At 71.3% G+C, this 22,006-nt stretch carries 20 protein-coding genes and 1 pseudogene; 11 read left to right on the top strand and 10 right to left on the bottom strand.

The window, feature by feature from the left end; all coding sequences use genetic code 11:
* The first annotated feature begins 15 nt into the window (after positions 1-15).
* Positions 16-663, top strand: a complete 648-nt coding sequence (locus PVK37_RS19610; RefSeq protein ID WP_275028971.1) for a Rid family hydrolase — start codon at positions 16-18, stop codon at positions 661-663.
* Positions 664-750: 87 nt separating this feature from the next.
* Here PVK37_RS19610 and PVK37_RS19615 read toward each other — a convergent pair whose 3' ends face one another.
* The 3 genes from PVK37_RS19615 to PVK37_RS19625 form a co-directional block, all read right to left on the bottom strand.
* On the bottom strand, positions 751-2,604 hold the full coding sequence (locus PVK37_RS19615) for a putative bifunctional diguanylate cyclase/phosphodiesterase (protein ID WP_275028973.1): 1,854 nt from the start codon (positions 2,602-2,604) through the stop codon (positions 751-753).
* Positions 2,601-3,407: an SAM-dependent methyltransferase gene (locus tag PVK37_RS19620; RefSeq protein ID WP_275035180.1), complete on the bottom strand. Its 807-nt coding sequence runs from the start codon at positions 3,405-3,407 to the stop codon at positions 2,601-2,603. Before PVK37_RS19620 ends, PVK37_RS19615 begins: the two co-directional genes overlap by 4 nt.
* 404 nt (positions 3,408-3,811) lie before the next feature.
* The gene (locus PVK37_RS19625; protein WP_275028975.1) at positions 3,812-4,480 is read right to left on the bottom strand and encodes a hypothetical protein; all 669 of its coding nucleotides are present in this window, start codon (positions 4,478-4,480) and stop codon (positions 3,812-3,814) included.
* Positions 4,481-4,706: 226 nt separating this feature from the next.
* Here PVK37_RS19625 and PVK37_RS19630 point away from each other — a divergent pair.
* Positions 4,707-5,433 (top strand): annotated as a pseudogene (locus PVK37_RS19630) (membrane protein); the annotation flags it as partial.
* A gap of 546 nt (positions 5,434-5,979) precedes the next feature.
* On the opposite strand, the gene PVK37_RS19635 reads toward PVK37_RS19630, so the two are convergent.
* From PVK37_RS19635 to PVK37_RS19645, 3 genes are all read right to left on the bottom strand, one after another.
* The gene (locus PVK37_RS19635) at positions 5,980-6,399 is read right to left on the bottom strand and encodes a YchJ family protein (protein ID WP_275028976.1); all 420 of its coding nucleotides are present in this window, start codon (positions 6,397-6,399) and stop codon (positions 5,980-5,982) included.
* A 62-nt stretch (positions 6,400-6,461) separates the two neighbouring features.
* On the bottom strand, positions 6,462-7,289 hold the full coding sequence (locus PVK37_RS19640; RefSeq protein WP_275028977.1) for an ArsR/SmtB family transcription factor: 828 nt from the start codon (positions 7,287-7,289) through the stop codon (positions 6,462-6,464).
* A 61-nt stretch (positions 7,290-7,350) separates the two neighbouring features.
* Positions 7,351-8,595, bottom strand: a complete 1,245-nt coding sequence (locus PVK37_RS19645; RefSeq protein ID WP_275028979.1) for a serine hydrolase domain-containing protein — start codon at positions 8,593-8,595, stop codon at positions 7,351-7,353.
* 69 nt (positions 8,596-8,664) lie between these two features.
* Here PVK37_RS19645 and rnhA point away from each other — a divergent pair, with 69 nt between their 5' ends.
* Complete coding sequence (gene rnhA, locus PVK37_RS19650) at positions 8,665-9,165, top strand: ribonuclease HI (protein ID WP_275028981.1); 501 nt, start codon at positions 8,665-8,667, stop codon at positions 9,163-9,165.
* A 24-nt stretch (positions 9,166-9,189) separates the two neighbouring features.
* On the opposite strand, the gene PVK37_RS19655 is transcribed toward rnhA, so the two are convergent.
* Entirely contained in the window at positions 9,190-9,423 is a 234-nt protein-coding gene (locus PVK37_RS19655; RefSeq protein ID WP_275028983.1) for a hypothetical protein, read from the bottom strand.
* A gap of 118 nt (positions 9,424-9,541) precedes the next feature.
* Positions 9,542-9,829, bottom strand: a complete 288-nt coding sequence (locus PVK37_RS19660; RefSeq protein ID WP_275035342.1) for a hypothetical protein — start codon at positions 9,827-9,829, stop codon at positions 9,542-9,544.
* Between the two features lie 301 nt (positions 9,830-10,130).
* On the opposite strand from PVK37_RS19660, the gene PVK37_RS19665 reads away from it, so the two are divergent.
* From PVK37_RS19665 to PVK37_RS19700, 8 genes are all read left to right on the top strand, one after another.
* Positions 10,131-11,162: an ABC transporter permease gene (locus PVK37_RS19665; RefSeq protein WP_275028985.1), complete on the top strand. Its 1,032-nt coding sequence runs from the start codon at positions 10,131-10,133 to the stop codon at positions 11,160-11,162.
* 59 nt (positions 11,163-11,221) lie between these two features.
* On the top strand, positions 11,222-12,967 hold the full coding sequence (locus tag PVK37_RS19670) for an ABC transporter substrate-binding protein (protein WP_275028987.1): 1,746 nt from the start codon (positions 11,222-11,224) through the stop codon (positions 12,965-12,967).
* A gap of 61 nt (positions 12,968-13,028) precedes the next feature.
* The gene (locus PVK37_RS19675) at positions 13,029-14,018 is read left to right on the top strand and encodes an ABC transporter permease (RefSeq protein ID WP_275028988.1); all 990 of its coding nucleotides are present in this window, start codon (positions 13,029-13,031) and stop codon (positions 14,016-14,018) included.
* A gap of 12 nt (positions 14,019-14,030) precedes the next feature.
* Positions 14,031-15,089, top strand: a complete 1,059-nt coding sequence (locus PVK37_RS19680) for an ABC transporter ATP-binding protein (protein ID WP_275028989.1) — start codon at positions 14,031-14,033, stop codon at positions 15,087-15,089.
* Positions 15,086-16,147 (top strand): ABC transporter ATP-binding protein, encoded by a 1,062-nt coding sequence (locus tag PVK37_RS19685; RefSeq protein WP_275028990.1) that lies wholly within the window; start codon positions 15,086-15,088, stop codon positions 16,145-16,147. Before PVK37_RS19680 ends, PVK37_RS19685 begins: the two co-directional genes overlap by 4 nt.
* A gap of 446 nt (positions 16,148-16,593) precedes the next feature.
* Entirely contained in the window at positions 16,594-17,577 is a 984-nt protein-coding gene (locus tag PVK37_RS19690) for a methionine ABC transporter ATP-binding protein (RefSeq protein WP_275028991.1), read from the top strand.
* Entirely contained in the window at positions 17,574-18,230 is a 657-nt protein-coding gene (locus PVK37_RS19695) for a methionine ABC transporter permease (protein ID WP_275028992.1), read from the top strand. The genes PVK37_RS19690 and PVK37_RS19695 overlap by 4 nt, the downstream gene beginning before the upstream one ends.
* Positions 18,231-18,279: 49 nt before the next feature.
* Positions 18,280-19,104, top strand: a complete 825-nt coding sequence (locus PVK37_RS19700; protein ID WP_275028994.1) for a MetQ/NlpA family ABC transporter substrate-binding protein — start codon at positions 18,280-18,282, stop codon at positions 19,102-19,104.
* 81 nt (positions 19,105-19,185) lie between these two features.
* On the opposite strand, the gene PVK37_RS19705 is transcribed toward PVK37_RS19700, so the two are convergent.
* Positions 19,186-20,193 (bottom strand): LacI family DNA-binding transcriptional regulator, encoded by a 1,008-nt coding sequence (locus PVK37_RS19705; protein ID WP_275028996.1) that lies wholly within the window; start codon positions 20,191-20,193, stop codon positions 19,186-19,188.
* Entirely contained in the window at positions 20,186-21,769 is a 1,584-nt protein-coding gene (locus PVK37_RS19710; RefSeq protein ID WP_275028998.1) for a glycoside hydrolase family 43 protein, read from the bottom strand. Before PVK37_RS19710 ends, PVK37_RS19705 begins: the two co-directional genes overlap by 8 nt.
* Between the last annotated feature and the right edge of the window lie 237 nt (positions 21,770-22,006).

The following is a 22,006-nucleotide window of genomic DNA, read 5'->3' on the forward strand; positions in this document are numbered from 1 at the left end:
AGAAAGGTCCCCACCGTGCGCCGAAGCGCCATCCTCGTCCCCGTCGCCGCCGTCCTCCTCGCCATCCCCACCGGCGCGGTCGCCGGCGGGCTGTTCCCGCCCCGGCCCGGTACCACCGTCACCCTGCTCCCCGCCGGACAGGACAACCCCTCGATCGCCGACGGCGTGGCCATCGGCAAGGGCACGGCGCTCTACAAGACCAGCGGGCTCGGCCCGGCCGCCCTCAACCCGGCCGCACCGGCCGGGTCGGAGGCGCGTTACATCGACACCGAGGTGTTCCCCGGCGGTGTGCTTCCGCCCGGCGTGACCATCACCGAGGCGCAGGGCATCAACGTGCTGCGCCGGATCGGGGAGAACCTCGCCCGTGCGGGCCTGACCTACCAGGACGTCATCAGCATGCGGGTGTTCCTCCAGAACCCCGCCGGCCAGGAGCGGATGGACTTCAACGGCTGGAACCGGGCGTACCGCCAGTTCTTCGCCAACACCAGCCTGTCGACCGGTAAGCCGGTGCTCGTGCCGCTCGGGTCGGCCGCCCCGGCCCCGCCGATGGTGGTCAACCCCGCCCGGCCGTCGCGGTTCGCGCTGGAGATCGAGAACCTGCCGGTCAACGGCTGGCTGGTCGAGGTGGAGGTGGACGCCGCCTACCCCGCGAAGAACGAGTGACCCAACCCCCGTCACAGACGCGCCGTCGACCCGCCGCCCAGGGCCTCTTCCCGTGGCCCCCGGTGCCGGGTCGGCGGTGCGTCGGCGTCAGCGCCGCTGGACCGGAAGCACCGGCAGCCCGGTGTGCCGTGGCACGGCGTCGCGGTGCTGCTGCGCGGCGATGCTGGCGGTGATCTCGTGGGGCGGCACCGGACGGCCGAAGTGCCAACCCTGTCCGTTGTCGCAACCGGTCGCCGCCAGCCGGTGGGCCTGCTGGGCGGTTTCGATGCCCTCGGCGGTCACGACGAGGCCGAGCTTGTGCCCGAGCGACACGACGGTGCCGAGGAAGTCGTCATCCGTGTCGGGCCGGCGGGCCCCCGGCCACCTGGCCGGCTGCGCCGACGACCGGGTCAGGCTGGCGTCCAGTTTGAGGCCGTGCAGGGGGAGTGAGCGGAGATTGGCCAGGTTCGCATAGCCGATGCCGAAGTCGTCGATGACGATCCGGACGCCGAGTTCCATCAGCGCTGCCAGGGTCTCCGCCACCACACCGGTCAGATCGATCACGGCCTGCTCGGTGACTTCCAGCTGGAGCAGATGCGGCGGCAGGCCCGTCCGGTCGAGGATCTGCGCCACCGCGCCGGCCAGGCCGTTCTGGTGGAGCTGGCGCACCGACACGTTCACGCTCACGTACAGGCCGGGTTGGACCCGCTGCCAACGACTGGTCTGCCGGCACGCCTGCTCCAGCAGTTGGCTGCCGAGCGCCACCACGAGGCCGGTGCGTTCGGCGAGCTCGATGAACCGGGCGGCGGTCAGCAGGCCGAGCTGGGGATGCCGCCAGCGGGCCAGGGCTTCCACCCCGGTCAGCAGCCCGGACCGGAGAGCCACGATGGGCTGGTAGACGGCGGTGAACTCACCCCGCCGCAGCGCCGCCGGCATGGCCGCCGACAGCCGGTAACGCGCGGCGTCGGCGTTGCTGCGGTCCTGGTCGAACTGGCGCAGGGTGGCTTTCCCGTCCGCCTTGGCCCAGTGCAGCGCGATCTCGCTGGCGCGCATCAGGGTCGCGGCGGCACCGTCGGCGACGGTGCCCTCGGCCACTCCCGCGCTCGCCGTCAAGGGCACCTCGGTGCCGTTGACGGAGAACGGGGCGGCGAGCGCGGCGAGCGCCTGATCGGCGATCTTGATGGTGTCCTCGGTGCAGGTGGTGTCGCGGACCAGGATCGCGAACCGGTCGCTGTCCAGCCGCGCCACCAGGTCGATCCGCGGGTCGGTGAGCGCGCCGAGCCGGCCGGCGATCTCGCGGAGCAGCAGGTCACCCACCTGATGCCCGAGGACGTCGTTGACCGCGGCGAAGTCGTCGACGTCGAGGCAGCAGACGCCGACCCGGTCGGTCGGCACACCGGCGGTGGACAGCCGTCCCAACTGCTCGGTGAGCAGTGTCAGGTTGGGGAGCCCGGTCAACTGGTCGTGGGTGGCGAAGCGGCGGAACCTGGCCTCGCTGACCCGTAACGCCTCCTCGGCCTGGGCGCGGGCGGCCAGCGCGGCCAGCCGGACCGTGTCCTGGGCTCGCAGGCTGCGGTCGTGCGCGGCCGCCGCGAAGCCCGCCGCGAGTTCCGCCAGCAGGCCGTTCAGCCGGGCCGTACGGGTGGGGTCGGCGGCGAGACCCAGCTCGCCGAGGAACCGCGAACCGACGACCGCGATCGTCCCACCGAGCGCTTCCGGCGACCCGAAGCCGGCGGCCACCAGATCGGCGCCGATCCGGTGCCCGTCGCCGGGCTCGGCCGGTTCGGCGAGGACCGCGCTCACCAGGCGGTCCGCCAGCCCGGCAACGATGCGACGCCGCTGCCCGGCGCTGATCGGTACGTAGTGGGCCCGGTGCAGGGCAGTGGCCCACGCCGTGACGAACTCCTCGACGCCGGGGTGATGCCGGTCGTCGACTCCGTCGGCGTCGGACCGACCGCTCACCTGCAGCGTCCGACTCCGACGTAGAAACTCATCCGCTCCGGGTGCTCCCCGACATCGGCCGGTGACTCGGGTCGCCACAGCGGGGACCACACCACGCCGGGTTCCACCAGGTCCAGCCCGGCGAAGAGGTCCTCCACCTGAGCGCGGGTACGGGCGGTGACCGGCGTGTTCGTCCGGCCACTGAGCCGGGTGCCCTCGCCCATCTCGTCCGGCCGACTGTCGGTGGTGACATGGCTGATCGCCACGCAGCTGCCCGGAGCCAGCGCCGTCCACAGTCGCCTGATCAGCCCGTGCGGGTCGTCGTGGTCCGGTACCGCGTGCACGACCGAGACGAGCAGCAGGCCGACCGGCCGGTCGAGATCCAGCAGCCGGCGGGTCTCCGGGTGGGCCAGGATGGCCTCCGGATGGCGCAGGTCTTCGAGCAGCGCGACCGCGTTCGGCTGGCCGGCGAGGATGTGCGTGCTGTGCGTCACCGCCACCGGATCGATGTCCACATAGACCACCCGGCTGTCCGGATCCACCTGCTGGGCGATCTCGTGCACGTTGCCCACCGTCGGGATGCCGGACCCGATGTCCAGGAACTGCCGGATCCCCTGATCGAGCATGAACCGCACCGCGCGATGCAGGAACTCGCGGTTCGCCCGTGCGACCAGGCGAAGATCCGGCACCGCCGCCATTGCCTGGCGGGCGAACTCCCGGTCGACCTCGAAGTTGTGCGAGCCGCCGAGCCAGTAATCGTAGGCCCGCGCCACGCTCGGTCGACTGAGATCAACACCTGCTGGCGCCCATTCCGGCCGTTCCATTACCGCCCTTTCCCACCACAATGACGTGACCGCGCCACTATAGTCGGAGAACCTCCCACCGCCGTACCGCGTCGAGATCACGACGCCGGCCCGCAGGCCGACGGCTCAGGCGGGCCGTCGACCGTCCGTCCACCGCAGCCGAAGGAAGCCGAACCGGCAGATCATGGTGCCCTTCGGGCCCTCCCGCCAGGTGAGCGTCTCCGCGGGTGCATGGCCAGTCGATGCGTCCCGGCCACGACCTGGTCGAAACGTCCGATCGGTGCTGCCGGCAGGGGAACCAGCGCGAGTACACGGAGACCAACTGCGCCCAGTCGGCGGCGTGATCCAGGCCGACCCTCGACTGCACGGCCTCGCCGGGAACGCCATCAGCCCCAACAGCGGCCAGCGTCGGTCGCGAGAGCTAGTCAGGAGTGGGGCTTGTCGACGTATCCGATCTCCTCCAGCTTGTCGCCGATGAGCCGGTAGGTGGCCGTGCGTTCGATCACCAACTCGGCCATGGAGGCGTCGTCGGGGCGGGTCAGGTAGACCACCTGCGCCTGGCCGGCGCTGATGGTGATCTTCTGGATCGGGGTGCGGTCGCCGAGGTCGACCGTGCCGACGTAGGCCGGGGTGCCGTCGACGTTGCGCCAGAGCGTGATGGCCCAGAACTTGCCTGTCCCACCGCCGTCGAGCATGCTCGCGCGCAGCGCATCGGCAGCGCCGTCGCCGGTCAGGTCACCGATCGCGCACGGCGGTTGCAGGGTGACCACCACGCCGTCCTCTCCGGCCCAGCGTCCCTCGGTCAGCGGGATCGGGTCGGGGTAGTTGTTGTATCGCACCGTGGCGCTGCCCAGCTCCGATTCGGCCACCTGGTCGCAGGTCAGCGCGGGGACCTTCGCGGGCGGCGCGGCGGTGGGCGAGACGTTGTCGTTGGCGCTGCTGCCGTCGCCGAACGGCGGGTCGGTCACCGGTGAGTCCGACGGCACGGTGGTACCACCGGGGTCCGGCGTGGTGCCGTCGCTGATCTCGATGGTGCAACCGGCCGCCACGAGGACCAGGGAGAGCGCGGCCAGCGGCAGCAGCGTCCTGCGCATGGTTGTTCCTTTCGCTGAAGTCGGCCGCAGCGTAGTGCGCCCCCGCCAGCCCGGACCGGCTCGGCTCGGAGGTGCTCGGCCGCCTCTCGCCGCCGCGGCCCGTCGTCGACGTTTCTCCACGGGTACGTCCCCTGGCGGTGCCCGCCGGTGGGGAGGTGTTCCCGGCCGGGGCAGTGGGTAGAGGCGAAACCACTACTGTGCCCTGTCGACAGAAGGAACAACCGACATGACAGACAACCTCGGTGACGCGGTCGGTGACGCGCTGCGCGCCGTCCTGCTGTTCCTGCCGAAAGCCCTGGCCTTCGTGGCGATCCTGGTCGCCGGTTGGCTGGTCGCCAAGGCGGTGCGCCGGCTGGTCGACCGGGTGCTGGAGCGGGTGGGCTTCGACCGGATGGTGGAGCGCGGTGGCGTCCGCACCGCCCTGGCGCGTTCCCAGTACGACGCCAGCGACATCGTCGCCAAGCTCGCCTACTTCGGGGTCCTGCTGCTCACCCTGTACCTGGCCTTCGGCGTCTGGGGCCCGAACCCCATCTCCGACCTGATCGCCGGGATCATCGCCTGGTTGCCCCGCGCGTTCGTGGCGATCGTCATCGTGGTGGTCGCGGCGGCCATCGCCCGCGCGGTCAAGGACATCATCGGCAGCGCCCTCGGCGGTCTCTCCTACGGCCGGATCCTGGCCAACGTCGCCTCGGTCTTCATCATCGGGCTGGGCGTCATCGCCGCCCTCAACCAGGTCGGGATCGCCACCACCGTCACCACGCCGGTGTTGATCGCCGTCCTGGCGACCATCGGCGGCATCCTCGTGGTCGGGGTCGGTGGCGGCCTGGTGCGTCCGATGCAGAACCGGTGGGAGTCCTGGCTCAGCCGGGCCGAGCAGGAGTCCGGGACCATCGCCGCGCACACCCGCGCCTACCGGGCCGCCCGGTTGGACGTCGAGCGGCAGCTCGCCCGGCCGACGTCGCCCCCGCCGGCTGTCCCGGGCAGCACCGCCCCGGTTCCGTCGGCTGCGACCGGCGGCACCGATCCGCAGGCCCGGGACGCGGAGGCCCGGGACGCCGAGGAGACCTACGCCTTCCCCCGTCAGGACGCCGACGCCACCGCCTTCATCCCACGCCCGGACGCGGACGCGACGACCATGCCGCCCCGACCGGACCCGGACGCGACGACCGCGCTCCCGAGCCAGGACCCGGGTGCGGCGACGACTCTGTCCGGTCAGGATCCGGACGCGACGACGGCCTTCCCCCGCCAGGACGCGGACGCGACGACGGCTTTCCCCCGGCAGGACGCGGACGCGACGGTGCGGATCCCGCCGACGGACGGGAAGTTGCCGCAGCCCCGGCAGGACCCGGAAGCCACCATGGTGATCCGGCCACCGGCCGACGGCGGGACCGCCCGCTGACCCGGTCACCCGCGCACCGGCGCGAGCGGCCGGGCCGCTTCGGCAGGGCCGCAGTGGCCGGGCCGCTTCGGCCGGCTCAGGGGTTCGCCGGGCCACCGGCTCACGCCGGGTCGGTACGTCCGTCCAGGTAGAACCACCGGCCGTCGGTACGGCGGAACCGGCTGCGTTCGTGCAGGGTGCCCACCCGCCCCCGCTCGCGGTAGTGGGCCCGGAACTCCACCGTGCCGGTGGCGTCGAAGAGGCCGCCCCCGCTGGTCGACAGCACCTCCAGGCGGGTCCACCGCGTCCCGGGTTCCAGGTCGAGCGCGACCGGGCGGGTGGTGGCGTCCCAACTCCGCAGCAGGTAGGCGGTGTCCCTGACCGCGAAGGCGGCGAACCGGGCACGCATCAACGACTCGGCCGTGCCGGCGTCGGCCTCGCCCCGGTGCAGCCTCCCGCAGCAGGGCGCGTACCGCTGTCCCGAGCCACACGGGCAGGCCAGCTCGTCGGTCGTGCGCCGGGTCGCGCCACGTTTCGCCACCGGGCCATTCTGGCCGATCCGACCGGCCGGCTTCCGGGCCGGGGTCGCCCGGTGCCGGCGGGTCAGGGGGTGGGCAGCGGTGCGCCAGTCTCCAGCAGGGTCTTCATGCTGGCGAGTAGCTCGGGCCAGCCGCCGCTACCGTCGAGCTGGCCGCTGATCGCCTGGTGCATCCGGCTGCCCGGGTCGAAGTCGTCGTGTACGACGGTGAGCCGGACACCGGAGCCGTACGGTTCCAGCTCGAAGGTCACGCGGGACCGCCGCTCCCGGGCCGCCTCGGCGAACTCCTCGGCCGACCAGCCGAAGAACTCGGCGTGTCCCGGCTGCATGAGGTGCCAGCTGTAGGAGAGCCGGCGGTAGGGCTCGGCTTCGAGCACCCGCTGGCCGAGATCCCGGGGCTCCTCGTCGGGGGCGTCCTGCCAGCGGATCGGTGAGCCGACCCGCCAGTCGGACTCCAGCGCCGCACCGCCCCAGTACCGACGGGTGAAGGCCGGCTCGGTCAGGGCCCGCCAGAGTTGTTCCGGGGTGGTGTTGACGTACGTGGTGTAGACGAAGGTGGGTGCGGCCATGGGTGGTTGCTCCAATGCTCTCCGCAGGTCCGCGAGAGCGCGGGCCTGTTCCCGGTGATAGCGGCCGATCCAGCGGTCGGCGACGGCGTTGATCGGCGCGGCGTTGAGGTGGTGCAGCTTCGCGCGGCCCTGCCGCCGGGTGGTCACCAGGTCGGCGGCCTCCAGGACGGCCAGGTGTTTGCTCACCGCCTGGCGGGTCATCTCCAGCCCGGCGCAGAGTTCACGCAGCGTCTGTCCGTTGCGCTCGTGGAGGCTGTCGAGCAGTCGGCGTCGGCTCGGGTCGGCCAGTGCCCGGAACACCGCGTCCATCCCCACCTCGCACATGCAGCCGTACGGTTGCCTAAGGTTAGGGAACCGTACGGCTGCATGTCAACGCGTGGGCAGGTCACCGGGTCGTGGCACCAGGTCGTCCGTCGCCGGCGACCGCGTCCCGGATCATCACCCGGAGCTGCTCCATCGGGTCCCCGTCGCCGGCCGAGAGCCGGTTCTTCGTGGCGGCGACGGTCAGGCCCAGCTCCGGATAGGCGTACGCGAGACTGCCGCCGACCCCGCCGGTGCCGAACGAGCCGTCGGGATCCACGCCGTACCCGAGCCCCCAGGCGATCTCCAGGCCGAGCGTCCAGTCCACTCCCGCTATCTGGGTGGTGGACAGTTCCGTCAGCCGGCCGGGGGAGACCAGCCGTACCCCGTCGAGCGTGCCGATCAGGGCGGCGTACAGCCTGGCCATGCCCCGCGCGGTGACCGTCCCGACCGCCGGCAGCTCGGCCCGCAGCAGGTCGGCCCGGTTGCCGAACGCGGCGTCCGGGGCGACGGCCGGCGGCACCGCCAGGTCGAAGTGCGGCAGGTGGGCGCGCATCGTCGCCAGCATCGCCGACCAGTTCCCGTCGACCAGCCGGGCCAGCCGACCGAGTTCCGACCCGGGTACGGCGAGGAAGAGTTCCCCGGCCAGGCCGAGCGGCCCGGTCACCTCCTCGGCGAGCACCTGCGAGACGGTACGCCCGGTCACCCGGCGGACCACCTCGCCGACCAGCCACCCGTACGTCCAGACGTGGTAGCCGGTGGCGGTGCCGGGCGCCCACCGCAGCTCGCTGTCGGCGACGATCCGGCACATCCGCTCCCAGTCGGTGAAGTCCGTCGGGGTGACGTCGGCCGGCAGCGCCGGCACGCCCGCCGAGTGGGTCAGCGCGTGCCGCAGTGTCACCCCGTCCTTGCCGTGCCGGCCGAACTCCGGCCACACCCGGGCGATCGGCAGGTCGTGGTCCAGTGCGCCGCGCTCGGCGAGCACGTGCACCACCGTGGAGGTGAGGCCCTTACCCGTGGAGTAGGCGAAGAACGGGGTGTCAGCGGTGACCGGCCGTCCGGTGGCCGGGTCGGCGACACCGGCGCAGGCGTCGACGATCATCCTGCCGTCCAGGTAGGCCGCCACCTGGATCCCGGTCTCCTGCCCGGAGGCGACGAGATCGTCGATCGTCCGCTGCACCCGCGCCTGGAGGCTGTCCTGGCCGGTCACGCCTACCTGGCGGCTGTCCTGGCCGGTCACGCGTACCTGGAGGCTGTCCTGGCCGGTCACCCGGGCCTGGCGGCTGTCCTGGTCCGGTACCCGCGCGGGAAGGCTGTCGTGGTCCGTCATGGGCAACGACCCTGCCAGAACCGCGGTGGCGGCTCCCGACATTTACCGCCGGGCCGGTAGGTTGCCGGCATGGTGGACACGACGACCGGAGCCGGCACGGAGACCACGGGCCGGGTGGTGGAGATCTGGACCGACGGGGCGTGCAGCGGGAATCCCGGCCCCGGTGGCTGGGGCGTCGTCCTGCGTTACGGCGCGCACGAACGGGAACTCAGCGGCGGCGAGCCGACCGCGACCACCAACAACCGGATGGAGTTGATGGCCGCCATCCAGGCCCTGGAGAGCCTGACCCGGCCGGTCGTCGTCCGGCTGCACACCGACAGCACGTACGTGCGTAACGGCATCACCAGTTGGCTCGCCGGGTGGCAGCGCAACGGCTGGTTGACCGCGGCGAAACAGCCGGTCAAGAACGCCGACCTGTGGCAGCGGCTGGCCACTGCCTGCGCCCGGCACCAGGTGAGCTGGCACTGGGTGAAGGGCCACAACGGACACCCGGAGAACGAGCGGGCGGACGCGCTGGCGAACCGGGGCCTGACCGAGGCCCGTTCGGCGTCCCACGCCGGGGCACGCTGAGTCACCCCGTCCCGGTCGGGTCACTCACTCCTCGCGGGACGGGTCCGCGCTGCCCGCGACGTCGTTCACGTCGTACCCGGCGTGGCTGGTGGTGGTCGCCGGTCGTCCCTCGCCGGGAACCGGCCCGTCCTCGAGATCGTCACCGGTGTCCGTGGTGGTGTGCAGCGAGTCGCCGGGCGGACGCAGGGACGCCTCGTACGCGGTGCTGCCGTCCGGCTCGTCGGTGGCGGCGCGGTCCTTCTGCTGATCCATGTTCATGGCCCGGTGGTGCCCACGTCGGCGCGCCGCAAACGTCGCTCGTCGGCGCGCCGCAAACGTCGCTCGTCGGCGCGCCGCAAACGTCGCTCGTCGGCGCGCCACGAAGGTCGGGGCGGCCTCACCGCTCGGTCCGGTCCTCGATCTCCCCTCCGCTCTCGCCCGGGCGGGCGCCGATCGCCTCCTCGGCGGCCTGCCCGTCGGTGGCGGTGTCGCCCAGGTCGAGGTCGCTGCGGGGCAGGTCCTCGACGCCGGTGACCGTGCCGGTGCCGCGCCGGGGGCCGGCCTCGCGGGAGTTGCCGGTACGGCCCGGCCGCACGCCGGTCGCGTCGACCCGGCCTCCGGCGGTCTCACCCGGCAGGTGATCGGCCCGGGACCGGGCCACCCGTCGCACGTCGTCGTCGCTCATCGCCACCCCTCCGTCCGCGTCGGCCGGTACGCGTGCCGCGTCCGGCGGTCGGCGCTTTCCCGCCGGCGGGTGGGCAAAACCTCCGCCGGTACGAGGTGGTTGTCGGCTGGCGGACCTGATTGTCGACCGAACGGCTGACAACCGAATCGGCTCGTTATTGCACGGCGTCGACCGCGAGACCGAATCGTTAGCTATGCATGACAACCGATCTAACCGTTACCGGAACGATTCAATCCGACCGTTGGAACTGTTCTAGCGTCGACTTCGGGAACTCATTCCGTAGTTGACGAAGGGACCCGTCATGAGCGACATGTCCCACCCGCCTGCCCTTTCCGTGGCCGGTGATCCGGTGTCGGAGGGTGTGATGACCTCCGTCGATCCGCCGACCGACGGAAAGGGGCGGCAGGTGGTCGGTCGGTCGCCCGGCCAGCTCGCCTGGATGCGCCTGCGCCGGGACCGTACCGCCATGATCAGCGCCGGGACGCTGATCGCGGCGATGCTGCTCGCCCTCGCCGCGCCGCTGGTGGAGGCGCTGACCGGAATCGATCCCACCGACAAGTTCGCCGACCGGCTCAACAGCTTCGGCATGCCGATCGGTTACGCCGGGGGGATCACCGGCGAGCACTGGCTCGGCCTGGAGCCGGGGACCGGCCGGGACATCCTGATGCAGCTGGTGTACGGCCTGCGTACCTCGCTGTTCATCGCGTTCGCCTCGGCCGTGCTCGCCTCGGCGGTCGGGGTCGGCGTCGGTATCGTCGCCGGCTACGCCCGGGGCTGGCTGGACGGGTTGATCAACTGGTTCATCGACGTGACCCTGGCGTTTCCGTTTCTGATCTTCGCGTTGGCGGTCATCCCCATCCTGGAGGACCGCTTCTACTCCGCCCGGGAGGCCCCGCCGCCGAGCTTCCGGATCGCCCTGATCGTCGCCACGTTCGGCCTGTTCAGCTGGACGTACACCGCCCGACTCGTCCGTGGGCAGGTGATCTCGCTGCGGGAACGTGAATTCGTCGACGCGGCCCGCGCCGCCGGGGCCGGCACCGGTCACATCCTGCTACGGCAACTCCTGCCCAACATCTGGGCGCCCATTCTGGTCACGGTCTCGCTGAACGTTCCGCAGTTCATCGCGATCGAGGCCGCTCTCGCATTCGTCAACATCGGCGTCACCGAGCCCACTCCGGATCTCGGCCGAATGATCTACAACAGCATCGGATACGTCGCCACCGATCCGTACTACACATTGTTCCCCGGTTTGACGATCTTTCTGCTCGTCCTCGCGTTCAACCTCTTCGGTGACGCGTTGCGGGATTCGCTCGACCCCAGGTCGAACCGGTAGTTCCGGCACCCACCAGACGCCCGGCCGCCGGAAGACGGCCGGCGAGAAGGGAGCACACCGTGCGCGCACAATGGCGGACCCTGTCCATCGGCGTCCTGGCCGTGACGCTGGTCGCCACCGGCTGCAGCCCCACCCCCGACGACGGGGGCGGCGGCGAGCAGGAGACCCGCACCCAGACCGGCTCGGTGTCCTACGACCCGGCCGACAACACCGGCCCCGCGCCGGCCGTCGAAGGCGCCCGCCGGGGCGGCACCGTCACCGTGCTGCAGAACGCCGACTTCGAGCACCTCGACCCGGCCCGCACCTACGTCAACCGGGCGCAGATGACCAGCGGGCTCTTCCAACGGTCGCTCACCGGCTACCAGGAGGACGGCAGCGGGGAACTGAAGGTCGTCGGTGACCTCGCCACCGACCCGGGCAAGGACGTCGACGGCGACTGCAAGGTCTGGCAGTACACCCTCCGCGACGGCCTGAAGTACGAGGACGGCTCCCCGGTGACCAGCAAGGACGTCGCCTACGGGGTCGCCCGGTCGTTCGCCCCGAACCTCAACGAGGGCCCGAAGTACATCCAGCAGTGGCTGTACCCGGGCGGCGTCTACAACGCCACCTACCGGGGCCCGTACGACGGGGGGAAGGCGACCCCGGACGGCGTCGAGACGCCCGACGACCGGACCATCCGGTTCACCTTCGCCGAACCGCACTGCGACATGCCGTACGCGGCGGCCCTGGCGACCACCGTGCCGGTGCCCGCGGCGAAGGACACCCGGGAGAACTACGACCTGCGCCCGTTCTCCTCCGGGCCGTACAAGGTCAGGTCGTACCAGCGGGACGTGGCGCTGGAACTGGAGCGCAACCCGCACTGGGACCCGGCCACCGACCCGCTGCGCACCGCCTACCCGGACGCGTACCGGTTCAGCTTCGGTCTGGAGGCCGCCCAGGCCGCCGAGCGGCTGGTCGCCGACGCGCCGGCCGACCAGGCCTCGATCACCTGGGAGGACGTGCCACCGGCGGTGCTGTCCCGGACCACCAGCGGCCCGGTCGCCGAGCGGGTGATCAAGGGCCCCACCCAGTACACCTGGACGCTGACCATCAACACCCAGCGGGTCACCGACCTCAACGTGCGCAAGGCGCTGAACTACGCCGTCGACAAGGACGCCATGCTCAAGGCGATCGGCGGGCAGGCCGCCGGCAGCCCGGCCACCACCCTGATGTCACCGACCACCGCCGGTTGGCGGGCGTACGACGTGTTCGGCGCCCCGGTGACCGGTGACCCGCAGAAGGCGAAGGAACTGCTCGCCGGGAAGACCCCGTCCCTGGTGCTGGCGTACGCCAACACCGAACTGCGGACCCAGCAGGCCGAGGCGATCCGGAAGACCCTCACCGAACGCGGCTTCACCATCACCACCAAGGCGCTCGACTCCAGCAGCTACTACGACGAGATCGGCCGCAAGGACAACCCGTACGACCTGTACCTGAGCGGCTGGGGCGCGGACTGGCCGACCGGCTCGACGGTCATCCCGCCGGTCTACGACGGCCGGGAGATCGCCCCGGAGGGCAACAACAACCTGTCCTACGTCGACGACCCCGGCGTCAGCGCCGAGATCGACCGGATCCGTCGGCTTCCCGCCGCCGAGCAGGACGCGGCCTGGATGGCCCTGGACCAGAAGATCATGCGCGAGCTGGCACCGGTCGTGCCGTGCTACTACGACGCCACCTACGAACTGCGCGGTTCGAAGGTCGGCAACGCGTTCCTCAGCGACGCGTTCGGCGTGATCCAGGTGAACACCCTCTTCGTCAAGCAGTGACCACACCGGTGGGGAGCGGCCCGGCCGCCGCTCCCCACCCGCCGCGCCGGGGAGGTGCCCCATGCTCCGTTTCATCGTCCGGCGGCTGCTGGTAGCGGCCGTCACCCTCACCGTCATCAGCCTGGTCACGTTCGGGCTCTTCTTCGCCGTACCCAGCAGCCCGGCCAAGGTGATGTGCGGCAAGAACTGCACCGCCGCCGACATCGCCCAGGTGGAGGAGCGGCTCGGCCTGCGGGACCCGCTGCCGCAGCAGTACGGCGACTTCGTCCGGGGTGTCGTCGTCGGCCGTACGTACGGGCACGGCGACTTCGCCCGTGAGTGCCCGGCCCCCTGCCTGGGCTACTCGTTCCGGAACAACCAGCCGGTCACCGAGATCATCGTCCAGCGGGCCCCGGTCACCTTCAGCATCGTCGGCGGGGCCGCCGTGGTCTGGATCCTGCTCGGGGTCACCCTCGGCATGGTCTCGGCGTTGCGGCGGGGCACGGTCTTCGACCGGATCGCCATCGGCGTCACCCTCACCGGCGCGTCCATGCAGGTGTACTTCTTCGGGCTGATCCTGCTCTACCTGCTGGTGTATGCCACCGGCCTGCTGCCGTTCCCCAGCTACACGCCGCTGACCGAGAACCCGTTGGCATGGGCGCACGGGCTGCTGCTGCCGTGGATGACCCTCGGCTTCCTCAACTCCGCCCTGTACGCCCGGCTGTCCCGGGCCCAGATGCTGGAGACCCTCTCCGAGGACTTCGTCCGGACCGCCCGCGCCAAGGGTCTGCCCCGGCGGCAGGTCTACACCCGACACGCCCTGCGGGCCGCGATCACCCCCATCGTGACCATCGCCGGCCTGGACATCGGCGTCGCCCTCGGCGGCACCTTCATCACCGAGACGATCTTCGGTCTCCAGGGCCTCGGCAAAGCCACCGTCGAGGCGGTGCAGTTTCTCAACCTGCCGGTCGTGATGGCCACCGTGCTGCTCGCGGCCGTGTTCATCGTGGTCGCCAACATCGTGGTCGACCTGCTCTACGCCGTGATCGACCCCCGGGTCCGACTGAACTGACGGAGTGCGCTGATGACGACGACGAAGGACAGCAGCGGCCCCTACCTGCGGGTGAGCGATCTGCGGGTGCGGTTCGACACCGCTGATGGTGTGGTGCGGGCGGTGGACGGGGTGTCGTTCGCGGTGGAGCGGGGTCGGACGTTGGGGATCGTGGGGGAGTCGGGTTCGGGGAAGAGTGTGACGTCGTTGGCGGTGTTGGGTCTGCACGATCCGCGTCGGGCGACGGTCAGCGGTGAGATCACCCTCGGTGGCCGGCAGATCGTCGGTCTGCCCGAGGAGACGGTCCGCCGGCTGCGCGGACGGGACATGGCGATGGTGTTCCAGGACCCGTTGTCGGCGTTGCATCCGTACTACACCGTGGGGCGGCAGGTCGCGGAGGCGTACCGGGTGCACCACTCCGGGGCGGGGCGCCGGGAGGCCCACGCGCGGGCGGTGGACATGCTCGGCCGGGTCGGTATCCCGCAGCCGGGGCGGCGGTTCGACCAGTACCCGCATGAGTTCTCGGGTGGGATGCGGCAGCGGGTGATGATCGCGATGGCCCTGGTCAACGATCCGGATCTGCTGATCGCGGATGAGCCGACCACGGCTCTTGATGTGACGGTGCAGGCGCAGATTCTGGATCTGTTGGCGGATCTTCAGGCGGAGTTCGGGTCGGCGATCGTGTTGATCACGCATGACCTGGGTGTGGTGTCGCAGGTGGCTGATGAGGTGTTGGTGATGTACGGCGGCCGGGTGGTGGAGCACGGCACGGTGACTGAGGTGCTGCGCTCACCGGGGCATCCGTACACGTGGGGGTTGTTGGGGAGTGTGCCGTCGTTGCGGGGGGACGCGGGCGCGGAGTTGACGCCGATCGCGGGTAATCCGCCGAGTTTGATCGATCTGCCGGTGGGGTGTGCGTTCCATCCGCGGTGCCGGTGGGCGGACCGTACGGGTGATCGGTCCCGGACGGTGGTGCCGGAACTGTCGCCGGTGGGTGGAGGGTCGGCGCACCGGGTGGCCTGCCACCTGCCGGCGTCCGAGCGGGCCCGGATCCGGGCCGAGGAAATCAGCCACCTGGAGGTGACCCGATGAAAAGCCAACTCGACAACACCCCCGTCCCGGCCCGCACCGACTCCGACCCGCTGTTGACGGTCAGTGGTCTGACGAAGCATTTCCCGGTGCGGGACGGGTTCCGGCGTTCGGGTGTGGTGCGGGCGGTCGACGGTGTGGACTTCACGGTCGCGGCGGGGGAGACCCTGGGCCTGGTCGGGGAATCCGGGTGTGGGAAGTCCACCACCGGCCGGTTGCTGGTCCGGTTGCTGACCCCCACCGCCGGCACCGTCACCTTCGCCGGCCGGGACATCACCCGGGCGAGGGGTGGGGAACTGCGGCGGCTGCGGCAGGACCTGCAGATCATCTTCCAGGACCCGTACGCGTCGCTGAACCCCCGACACACGGTGGGACGGATCGTGGCGATGCCGTTGGAGGTCAACGGGATCCGGCCGACCGGTGGGGTGCGTAACCGGGTGCGGGAGTTGCTGGAGCTGGTGGGGTTGAACCCGGAGCACTACAACCGGTATCCGCACGAGTTCTCCGGTGGGCAGCGGCAGCGGATCGGGATCGCGCGGGCTCTGGCGTTGGAGCCGAAGTTGATCGTGGCGGACGAGCCGGTGTCGGCGTTGGACGTCTCGATCCAGGCGCAGGTGATCAACCTGTTGCGGCGGTTGCAGCGGGATCTGGGGTTGGCGTTCGTGTTCGTGGCGCACGATCTGGCGGTGGTGCGGCACGTGTCGCAGCGGGTGGCGGTGATGTACCTGGGACGGATCGTGGAGATCGGTGACCGGGCCGACATCTACCAGCGTCCGCAGCATCCGTACACGCGGGCGTTGTTGTCGGCGGTGCCGGACGTGACCGGGGTGGGTACGGGCGGGCGGATCCGGTTGACCGGGGACGTGCCGACACCCCTGGACCCGCCGTCGGGGTGCCGGTTCCGGACCCGCTGCTGGAAGGCCACCGACCGGTGCGCCACCGAAACCCCCGCCCTGGTGCCCCGCGACGGCGGCAACCAGTCCACCGCCTGCCACTACCCCGAGACCGGGCCACTGACCTCGGCCGGTGACGTGGTGGCCGTACCGAACGGGGTGTCCTGATGAGCCTGTCCCCGGTGGAGGGCGAGGTCCGCGCGGACCTCGACCCGGCCGGCGGCGGATGAGCCCATGCCGGTTGCGGGCCTACCCGCCGCCGGCCCGGCCGGTGCGGCCGCCGCCGACCTCGGTGGTCAGGTAACGGCAACCGAGGTCGGCGAGCCCGCCGATCGTGCTGTCGGCTCCGCCGGCCCACCACTCGGCCGACGACCGGCATCGTCGGAGAGATCGTGACCGAGCGGGACCGGCAGCCCGACACCCACCTGTGTTCCCACTCACGTTTGGCTGCTGCCGGGTCGGGTGGCATCCGTCGACCGTATAGCCTACTTAACCAATAGAGAATGCCGGCTATGGTCGGTGCGCTCCACTGCTGGTCGACGGCTGACACCGAAGATCGCGCGACCCATCCAACACACCGCCCGTACCCCACACGAATGCCGAGGCACAGATCCGTGATCCGCATCGAAGGCCTGCGGAAGACCTTCTACGGCCGGGGCCACCCGGTCACCGCCGTGGACGGCGTCGACCTCACCGTCGCCGAAGGTGAGGTGTTCGGTGTGGTGGGCCGTAGCGGTGCGGGCAAGAGCACCCTGCTGCGCTGCGTCAACATGCTGGAACGTCCGGACGAGGGACGGGTGACGGTCGACGACGTCGAGCTGACCGCACTCCGCGAGGACCGCCTACGACGTGCCCGGCAGGGCATCGGCATGGTCCACCAGCACTTCGCCCTGCTCGCCTCCCGTACCGCGGCCGACAACGTCAGCTTCGCCCTGGAGGTCATGGGCGTCCCGCGCCGGGAACGGGCCGCGCGGGTAGCGGAGCTGCTCGACCTCGTCGGACTCACCGACCGCGCCGGGGCGTACCCGGCGCAACTCTCCGGCGGCCAGAAGCAACGGGTGGGTATCGCCCGGGCGCTGGCCAGCCGTCCCCGGGTGCTGTTGTCCGACGAGGCGACATCGGCCCTCGACCCGGACACCACGAGCGCCATCCTGAACCTGCTGCGCGGACTCACCCAGCAACTCGGCCTGACGATCCTGCTGATCACACACGAGATGGAAGTGGTCAAGCGGCTCTGCGACGCGGTGGCGATCATGCGTGAGGGACGCTTCGTCGAGTCCGGCCGGGTCGACCAACTGCTCAGCCGTCCCGGCTCCCAGCTCGCCCGGGACATCTTTCCGCTGGGGCCGGTACCGACCGTACCCGGCCACCTGCTGTACGACATCACGCTCGCCGGGCCGGTCGGCGACGAGACCTTCCTGTCCGACCTGACCCGCCGGCACGACCTGGACGTGCGGATCGTCGCCGGTGCCGTCGAGCAGCTCGAGGCTGCCCGAGCAGGCCGGCTGCGGATCGCGCTACCCGGGTCCGCACCAGGGCTGGCGGACGGCCTCCGGGAACTGCGCGCGGCCGGGTTCGGCGTGGAGGAGGCCCGATGATCGCCCCGGACCTGGCCGATCTGCTCTGGCAGGGACTCGTCGAGACCGCCTACATGGTCGGCGTCGCTACCCTGCTCTCCGGAATCGGCGGGCTGCTGGTCGGCGTACTGCTGATCGTGACCGACCGCGGCGGGCTGCTGGCCGCGCCCCGGCTCAACCTGCTGCTCGGGCTGGCCGTCAACATCGGGCGGTCGTTGCCGTTCATCATCCTGCTGGTGGCGATCAGCCCGTTCACCCGGTCCGTGGTGGGCACCACGATCGGCACCACGGCCGCCATCGTGCCGCTGACCGTCAGCGCTGTCCCGTTCTACGCCCGGATCGTGGAGGCCGCCTTCCGTGAGGTGGGCCGGGACGTGGTGGACGCGGCCCGCGCGATGGGTGCCTCCCGCTGGCAGATCGTCGGCAAGGTCCTGCTCCGGGAGGCCCGCCCCGGCCTGGTGGCGGGGCTGACCATCACCGTCGTCGCGCTCATCGGCTACTCCGCGATGGCCGGTGTGATCGGTGGCGGTGGCCTCGGTGACCTCGCCCTGCGCTACGGCTACCAGCGGTTCGAGGACGACGTGATGATCGGCACCGTCGTGTTGTTGATCGTGGCCGTCCAGGCCGTCCAGATGCTCGGCGACCGGCTCGCCCGGCGCCTGTCCCACCGATGACGACCACGTGGACACACCCGTGGTGACAGAGAAAGAGAAGGGCAGACTCGTGCGACGTACCATCGCTGCGCTGATCGCCGCCACCGTCGTCCTGGGCCTGGCCGCGTGCGGCTCGGACACCGACGAGACCGGCACCTCGACCCCCGCCGACGCCGCACTGAAAGTCGGGGTCAGCCCCGTACCGCACGGCGAGATCCTCGCGTACGTCCGGGACAACCTTGCGGAGCAGGCCGGCCTGAAGCTGGAGATCGTCGAGTTCACCGACTACGTGCAGCCGAACAGCGCTCTCGCGGACGGGCAACTCGACGCGAACTACTTCCAGCACATCCCGTACCTGGACGAGGAGAAGGCCGCGAAAGGCTACAAGTTCACCGCGCTCGAGCCGGTGCACATCGAGCCGCTCGGTGTGTACTCCAAGAAGGTGACCAACCTCGCCGACCTGCCGGCGAAGGGCGTCGTGGCGATCCCGAACGACCCGTCGAACTCGGGCCGGGCACTCAACCTGCTCGCCCGCAACGGTGTGATCACGTTGCGGGACGGGGCCGGGGTCAAGGCCACCCAGCGGGACATCGTGGACAACCCGAAGCAGCTGGAGTTCCGCGAGCTGGAGGCGGCCCAGCTGCCCCGCAGCCTCGAGGACACGGCGGCATCGATCATCAACGGCAACTACGCCATCGAAACCGGGTTCACCCCCGCCACCGACGCGCTGGCCCTGGAGTCGGGCGAGGACAACCCGTACGCCAACCTCATCGTGGTCCGCGACGGTGGTGAGAGCGACCCTCGGGTGCAGAAGCTGGAAGAGCTGCTGCACTCGGCCGAGGTGAAGAAGTTCGTCGAGGACAAGTACAAGGGTTCCGTCCTGGCAGCCTTCTGACACGTCGGTGACCGGGCCGCGGCGGGCCGCCCTCGGCCGCTCGTGCCTGCTGCCCGGTCGCCGTCACCCGGCCGCGTGCGGTCAGTCGGCGGGCGGGGCGGTGCTCCCGCGGACGGTGAGCGTGGTGGCCAGCTCCAGGCCGATCTGCGGTGTGCGGTCCCCGCGTCCCAACGCCAGCGCCAGCTCGGTGGCGGTCTCGGCCATCTCGGTGAGTGGCTGCCGGATCGTCGTCAGCGGCGGGTCGACCAGGGCGGCCACCGGCAGATCGTCGAAGCCCACCACGCTCAGCTCCCTGGGAACGGTCAACCCGACGGCGCGGGCGGCCTGGTAGACCCCGAGCGCCTGGAGGTCGTTGCTGGCGACGATCGCGGTGGGGCGTCGGGGACGACGCAGCAGGTCCAGCGCGGCGGTGTGGCCGGCCTCCCGGGTGAGGTCGGCCCGCACCACGAGGTCGGACTCCACCGGCAGGCCGGCGGCCTCCAGGGCGGACCGGTAGCCGTCCTGCCGCGCCCGGCAGCAGAGCACGTGTTCCGGGCCGGCGATCATGCCGATGCGGCGGTGCCCCAGCCCGATGAGGTGGCGGGCCGCGGTCCGCCCGCCGGTCCAGTTGGTGGCCCCGACGAACGGCACGTCGTCGGGCAGCTCGACGGTCGGGTCGAAGACCACGAACGGGATACCCCGGGCCCGGAGTTGGTCGCGCTGTTCCGCGCCGAGCTGGGCGACCGTCACCACGCAGGCCGGGCGGCGGGTGAGCGTGTCGTCGATCCAGTACCGGATGGCGTTGCGCTGCGGACCGAACTCGGTCAGCACGACCCCGAGCTGGTGCTCCCGGGCGACCCGCTCCACGCCACGGATGATCTCGACTCCCCACATGTCGTGGAGTTCGTCGAAGACGAGTTCCAGCAGGTTGCTGCGCTGAGCCGGGGCCGGCTTGCGGTAGCCGTACCGCCGGATCAGTGCCTCGACCCGGGCCCGGGTGTCCGCGGCCACGCCGGACCGGCCGTTGATGACCTTGGAGACGGTGGGAACCGACACCCCGGCGGACTCGGCGATGAACGAGATCGTCACCGGCCGGCTGGCCTCATCCACCGGAGACCTCTGCACTGTCGTCCCGGTCCACCGGCCGGTAGTCGAACCAGTCGAACCGGACACTGCCGGTGGCGGCGTACATGCCGACGACCCGGCCGGTGAAGCCGCCGGCGACCTCGGTGGACAGGTACCGGCCGTCCAGTTCGGCGAGCACGTCGACCGTGCCGTCGGGGTGTTCGACGGCGAACCGGAGGACGTCGGGTTCCTTGCCGGGGTGCCAGCCGCCGGGGGCGGGGGCGATCACGTCGAGGCGGAGCCGGACCGGGCCGACCGGGACGGGCCGGGTCGCCACGGTCGCCCGTACCGAACCGATCCGGACCACGACGCGGACCTCGCCGTCACCCACCTCGATCTCGTGGTGGTGCTGCTCGTCGAGGCGTACCGCCAGTCCACCGCGCCCGTCCGCCGGGTCGACCAGGGTGCGGACCAGGCAGGACGGGTGCTGCTGGCGGCGGCCGACGAAGGTGACGTCCCGGTCGTCCAGCGAGGCGCCCCGGGCCCGCAGGGTGAGCCAGCCCGGCCGGTCGGTCAGCGACCAGCTCTCCACCGGGCGGGACCGGACCGAGATCCACTGCGGGTGCAGCGTGTCGGCGTCGAAGTCGTCCCGGGCCGGCGGGGTCGGCAGCGGCTGGGCGGGCCAGGCCGGTGCCGCCATCGCCGGGGCCACCTCGCCGACCACCGGCCAGCCGTCCACCCAGGTCACCGGGGCCAGGAAGGTCTCCCGGCCGAGCACGTGCCAGCCGGGGGTGCCGCCACCGGGGCGTACCCCGAGCAGCACCATCCACCATGTTCCGTCGACCGCCTCGACCAGGTCGGCGTGGCCGGTGTTCTGGATCGGACGGTTGGTACCCCGGTGGGTCAGGACCGGATTGTCGGGACACGGCTCGTACGGTCCGTCGGGCGCGGTCGCGCGGGCGACCGAGACGGCGTGTCCGCGTTCCGTGCCGCCCTCGGCGATCAGCAGGTACCAGTAGCCGTCGATCCGGTACAGGTGCGGTGCCTCGGGGGCCTGCGCGCCCGGTGGGCCGGACCACAGCCGGCGCGGCCGGCCCAGCGTCCGCCCGGTGTACGGGTCGAGACGGACCTGCTCGATCCCGGCGTAGGTGCACCAGCAGCGGCCCTCGTCGTCCCAGGCCAGGTCCGGGTCGATCCCCGGAACGTCGGGCAGCCGGACCGGGTCCGACCACGGGCCGGCCGGATCCTCGGCGGTGACCAGCAGGTTCCCGCCGCCGTCGGCGCAGTTCGTGACGATCAGCCAGAACCGTCCGTCGTGGTGCCGCAACGTCGGCGCGTACACGCCCCCGGACGATGCCGTCGTCGTCGGCAGCACCAGCTGGCTCGGCCGGTCCAGCACGTTGCCGATCTGAGCCCAGTGCACCAGATCACGACTGTGGAGGATCGGCACGCCGGGGAAGTATTCGAAACTGGAGCAGGCCAGGTAGTAGTCGTCGCCGACCCGGCACACGCTCGGGTCCGGATGGAAACCGGCGATGACCGGGTTGCGGAACGTGCCGTCGGCCCAGTCGTCCTCGTCGACCGTACCCGCCACGGTGTCGCGGGTCTGGTCCAGTGTCATCCCGCCGCCTTCCCGGGCTCCTCGGCTCGGAAACTTTCCCGATCGGATCTCGGGTTTTCGGTACCGGAGCGTAGTGAGGATCATCGAACCCGTCAACGGTGGGCGTACCGTCCACTCTGGTGCGGCCCGGTCCGGCCGGTTGGCGTCGCGGCGGCCGGACCGCCCTAGGGTGGGCGTTCGTTGGCCTGCTGCGCTGGAAAGCTCCGACGTCGGGATGGATGCTTTCGGGTTCGTAGC

The sequence above is a fragment of the Micromonospora cathayae genome (assembly GCF_028993575.1).
GTDB classification, from domain to species: Bacteria; Actinomycetota; Actinomycetes; order Mycobacteriales; family Micromonosporaceae; genus Micromonospora; species Micromonospora cathayae.

Excerpts from the sequence above, each read along its gene's own strand:
- PVK37_RS19625 (WP_275028975.1), bottom strand. The coding sequence starts at position 4,480 with ATGCGCAGGACGCTGCTGCCGCTGGCCGCGCTCTCCCTGGTCCTCGTG.
- PVK37_RS19695 (WP_275028992.1), top strand. The coding sequence starts at position 17,574 with ATGATCGCCCCGGACCTGGCCGATCTGCTCTGGCAGGGACTCGTCGAG.
- PVK37_RS19675 (WP_275028988.1), top strand. The coding sequence starts at position 13,029 with ATGCTCCGTTTCATCGTCCGGCGGCTGCTGGTAGCGGCCGTCACCCTC.
- PVK37_RS19640 (WP_275028977.1), bottom strand. The coding sequence starts at position 7,289 with ATGTGCGAGGTGGGGATGGACGCGGTGTTCCGGGCACTGGCCGACCCG.
- PVK37_RS19680 (WP_275028989.1), top strand. The coding sequence starts at position 14,031 with ATGACGACGACGAAGGACAGCAGCGGCCCCTACCTGCGGGTGAGCGAT.
- PVK37_RS19685 (WP_275028990.1), top strand. The coding sequence starts at position 15,086 with ATGAAAAGCCAACTCGACAACACCCCCGTCCCGGCCCGCACCGACTCC.
- PVK37_RS19620 (WP_275035180.1), bottom strand. The coding sequence starts at position 3,407 with ATGGAACGGCCGGAATGGGCGCCAGCAGGTGTTGATCTCAGTCGACCG.
- PVK37_RS19645 (WP_275028979.1), bottom strand. The coding sequence starts at position 8,595 with ATGACGGACCACGACAGCCTTCCCGCGCGGGTACCGGACCAGGACAGC.
- PVK37_RS19710 (WP_275028998.1), bottom strand. The coding sequence starts at position 21,769 with ATGACACTGGACCAGACCCGCGACACCGTGGCGGGTACGGTCGACGAG.
- rnhA (WP_275028981.1), top strand. The coding sequence starts at position 8,665 with ATGGTGGACACGACGACCGGAGCCGGCACGGAGACCACGGGCCGGGTG.
- PVK37_RS19665 (WP_275028985.1), top strand. The coding sequence starts at position 10,131 with ATGAGCGACATGTCCCACCCGCCTGCCCTTTCCGTGGCCGGTGATCCG.
- PVK37_RS19660 (WP_275035342.1), bottom strand. The coding sequence starts at position 9,829 with ATGAGCGACGACGACGTGCGACGGGTGGCCCGGTCCCGGGCCGATCAC.
- PVK37_RS19655 (WP_275028983.1), bottom strand. The coding sequence starts at position 9,423 with ATGAACATGGATCAGCAGAAGGACCGCGCCGCCACCGACGAGCCGGAC.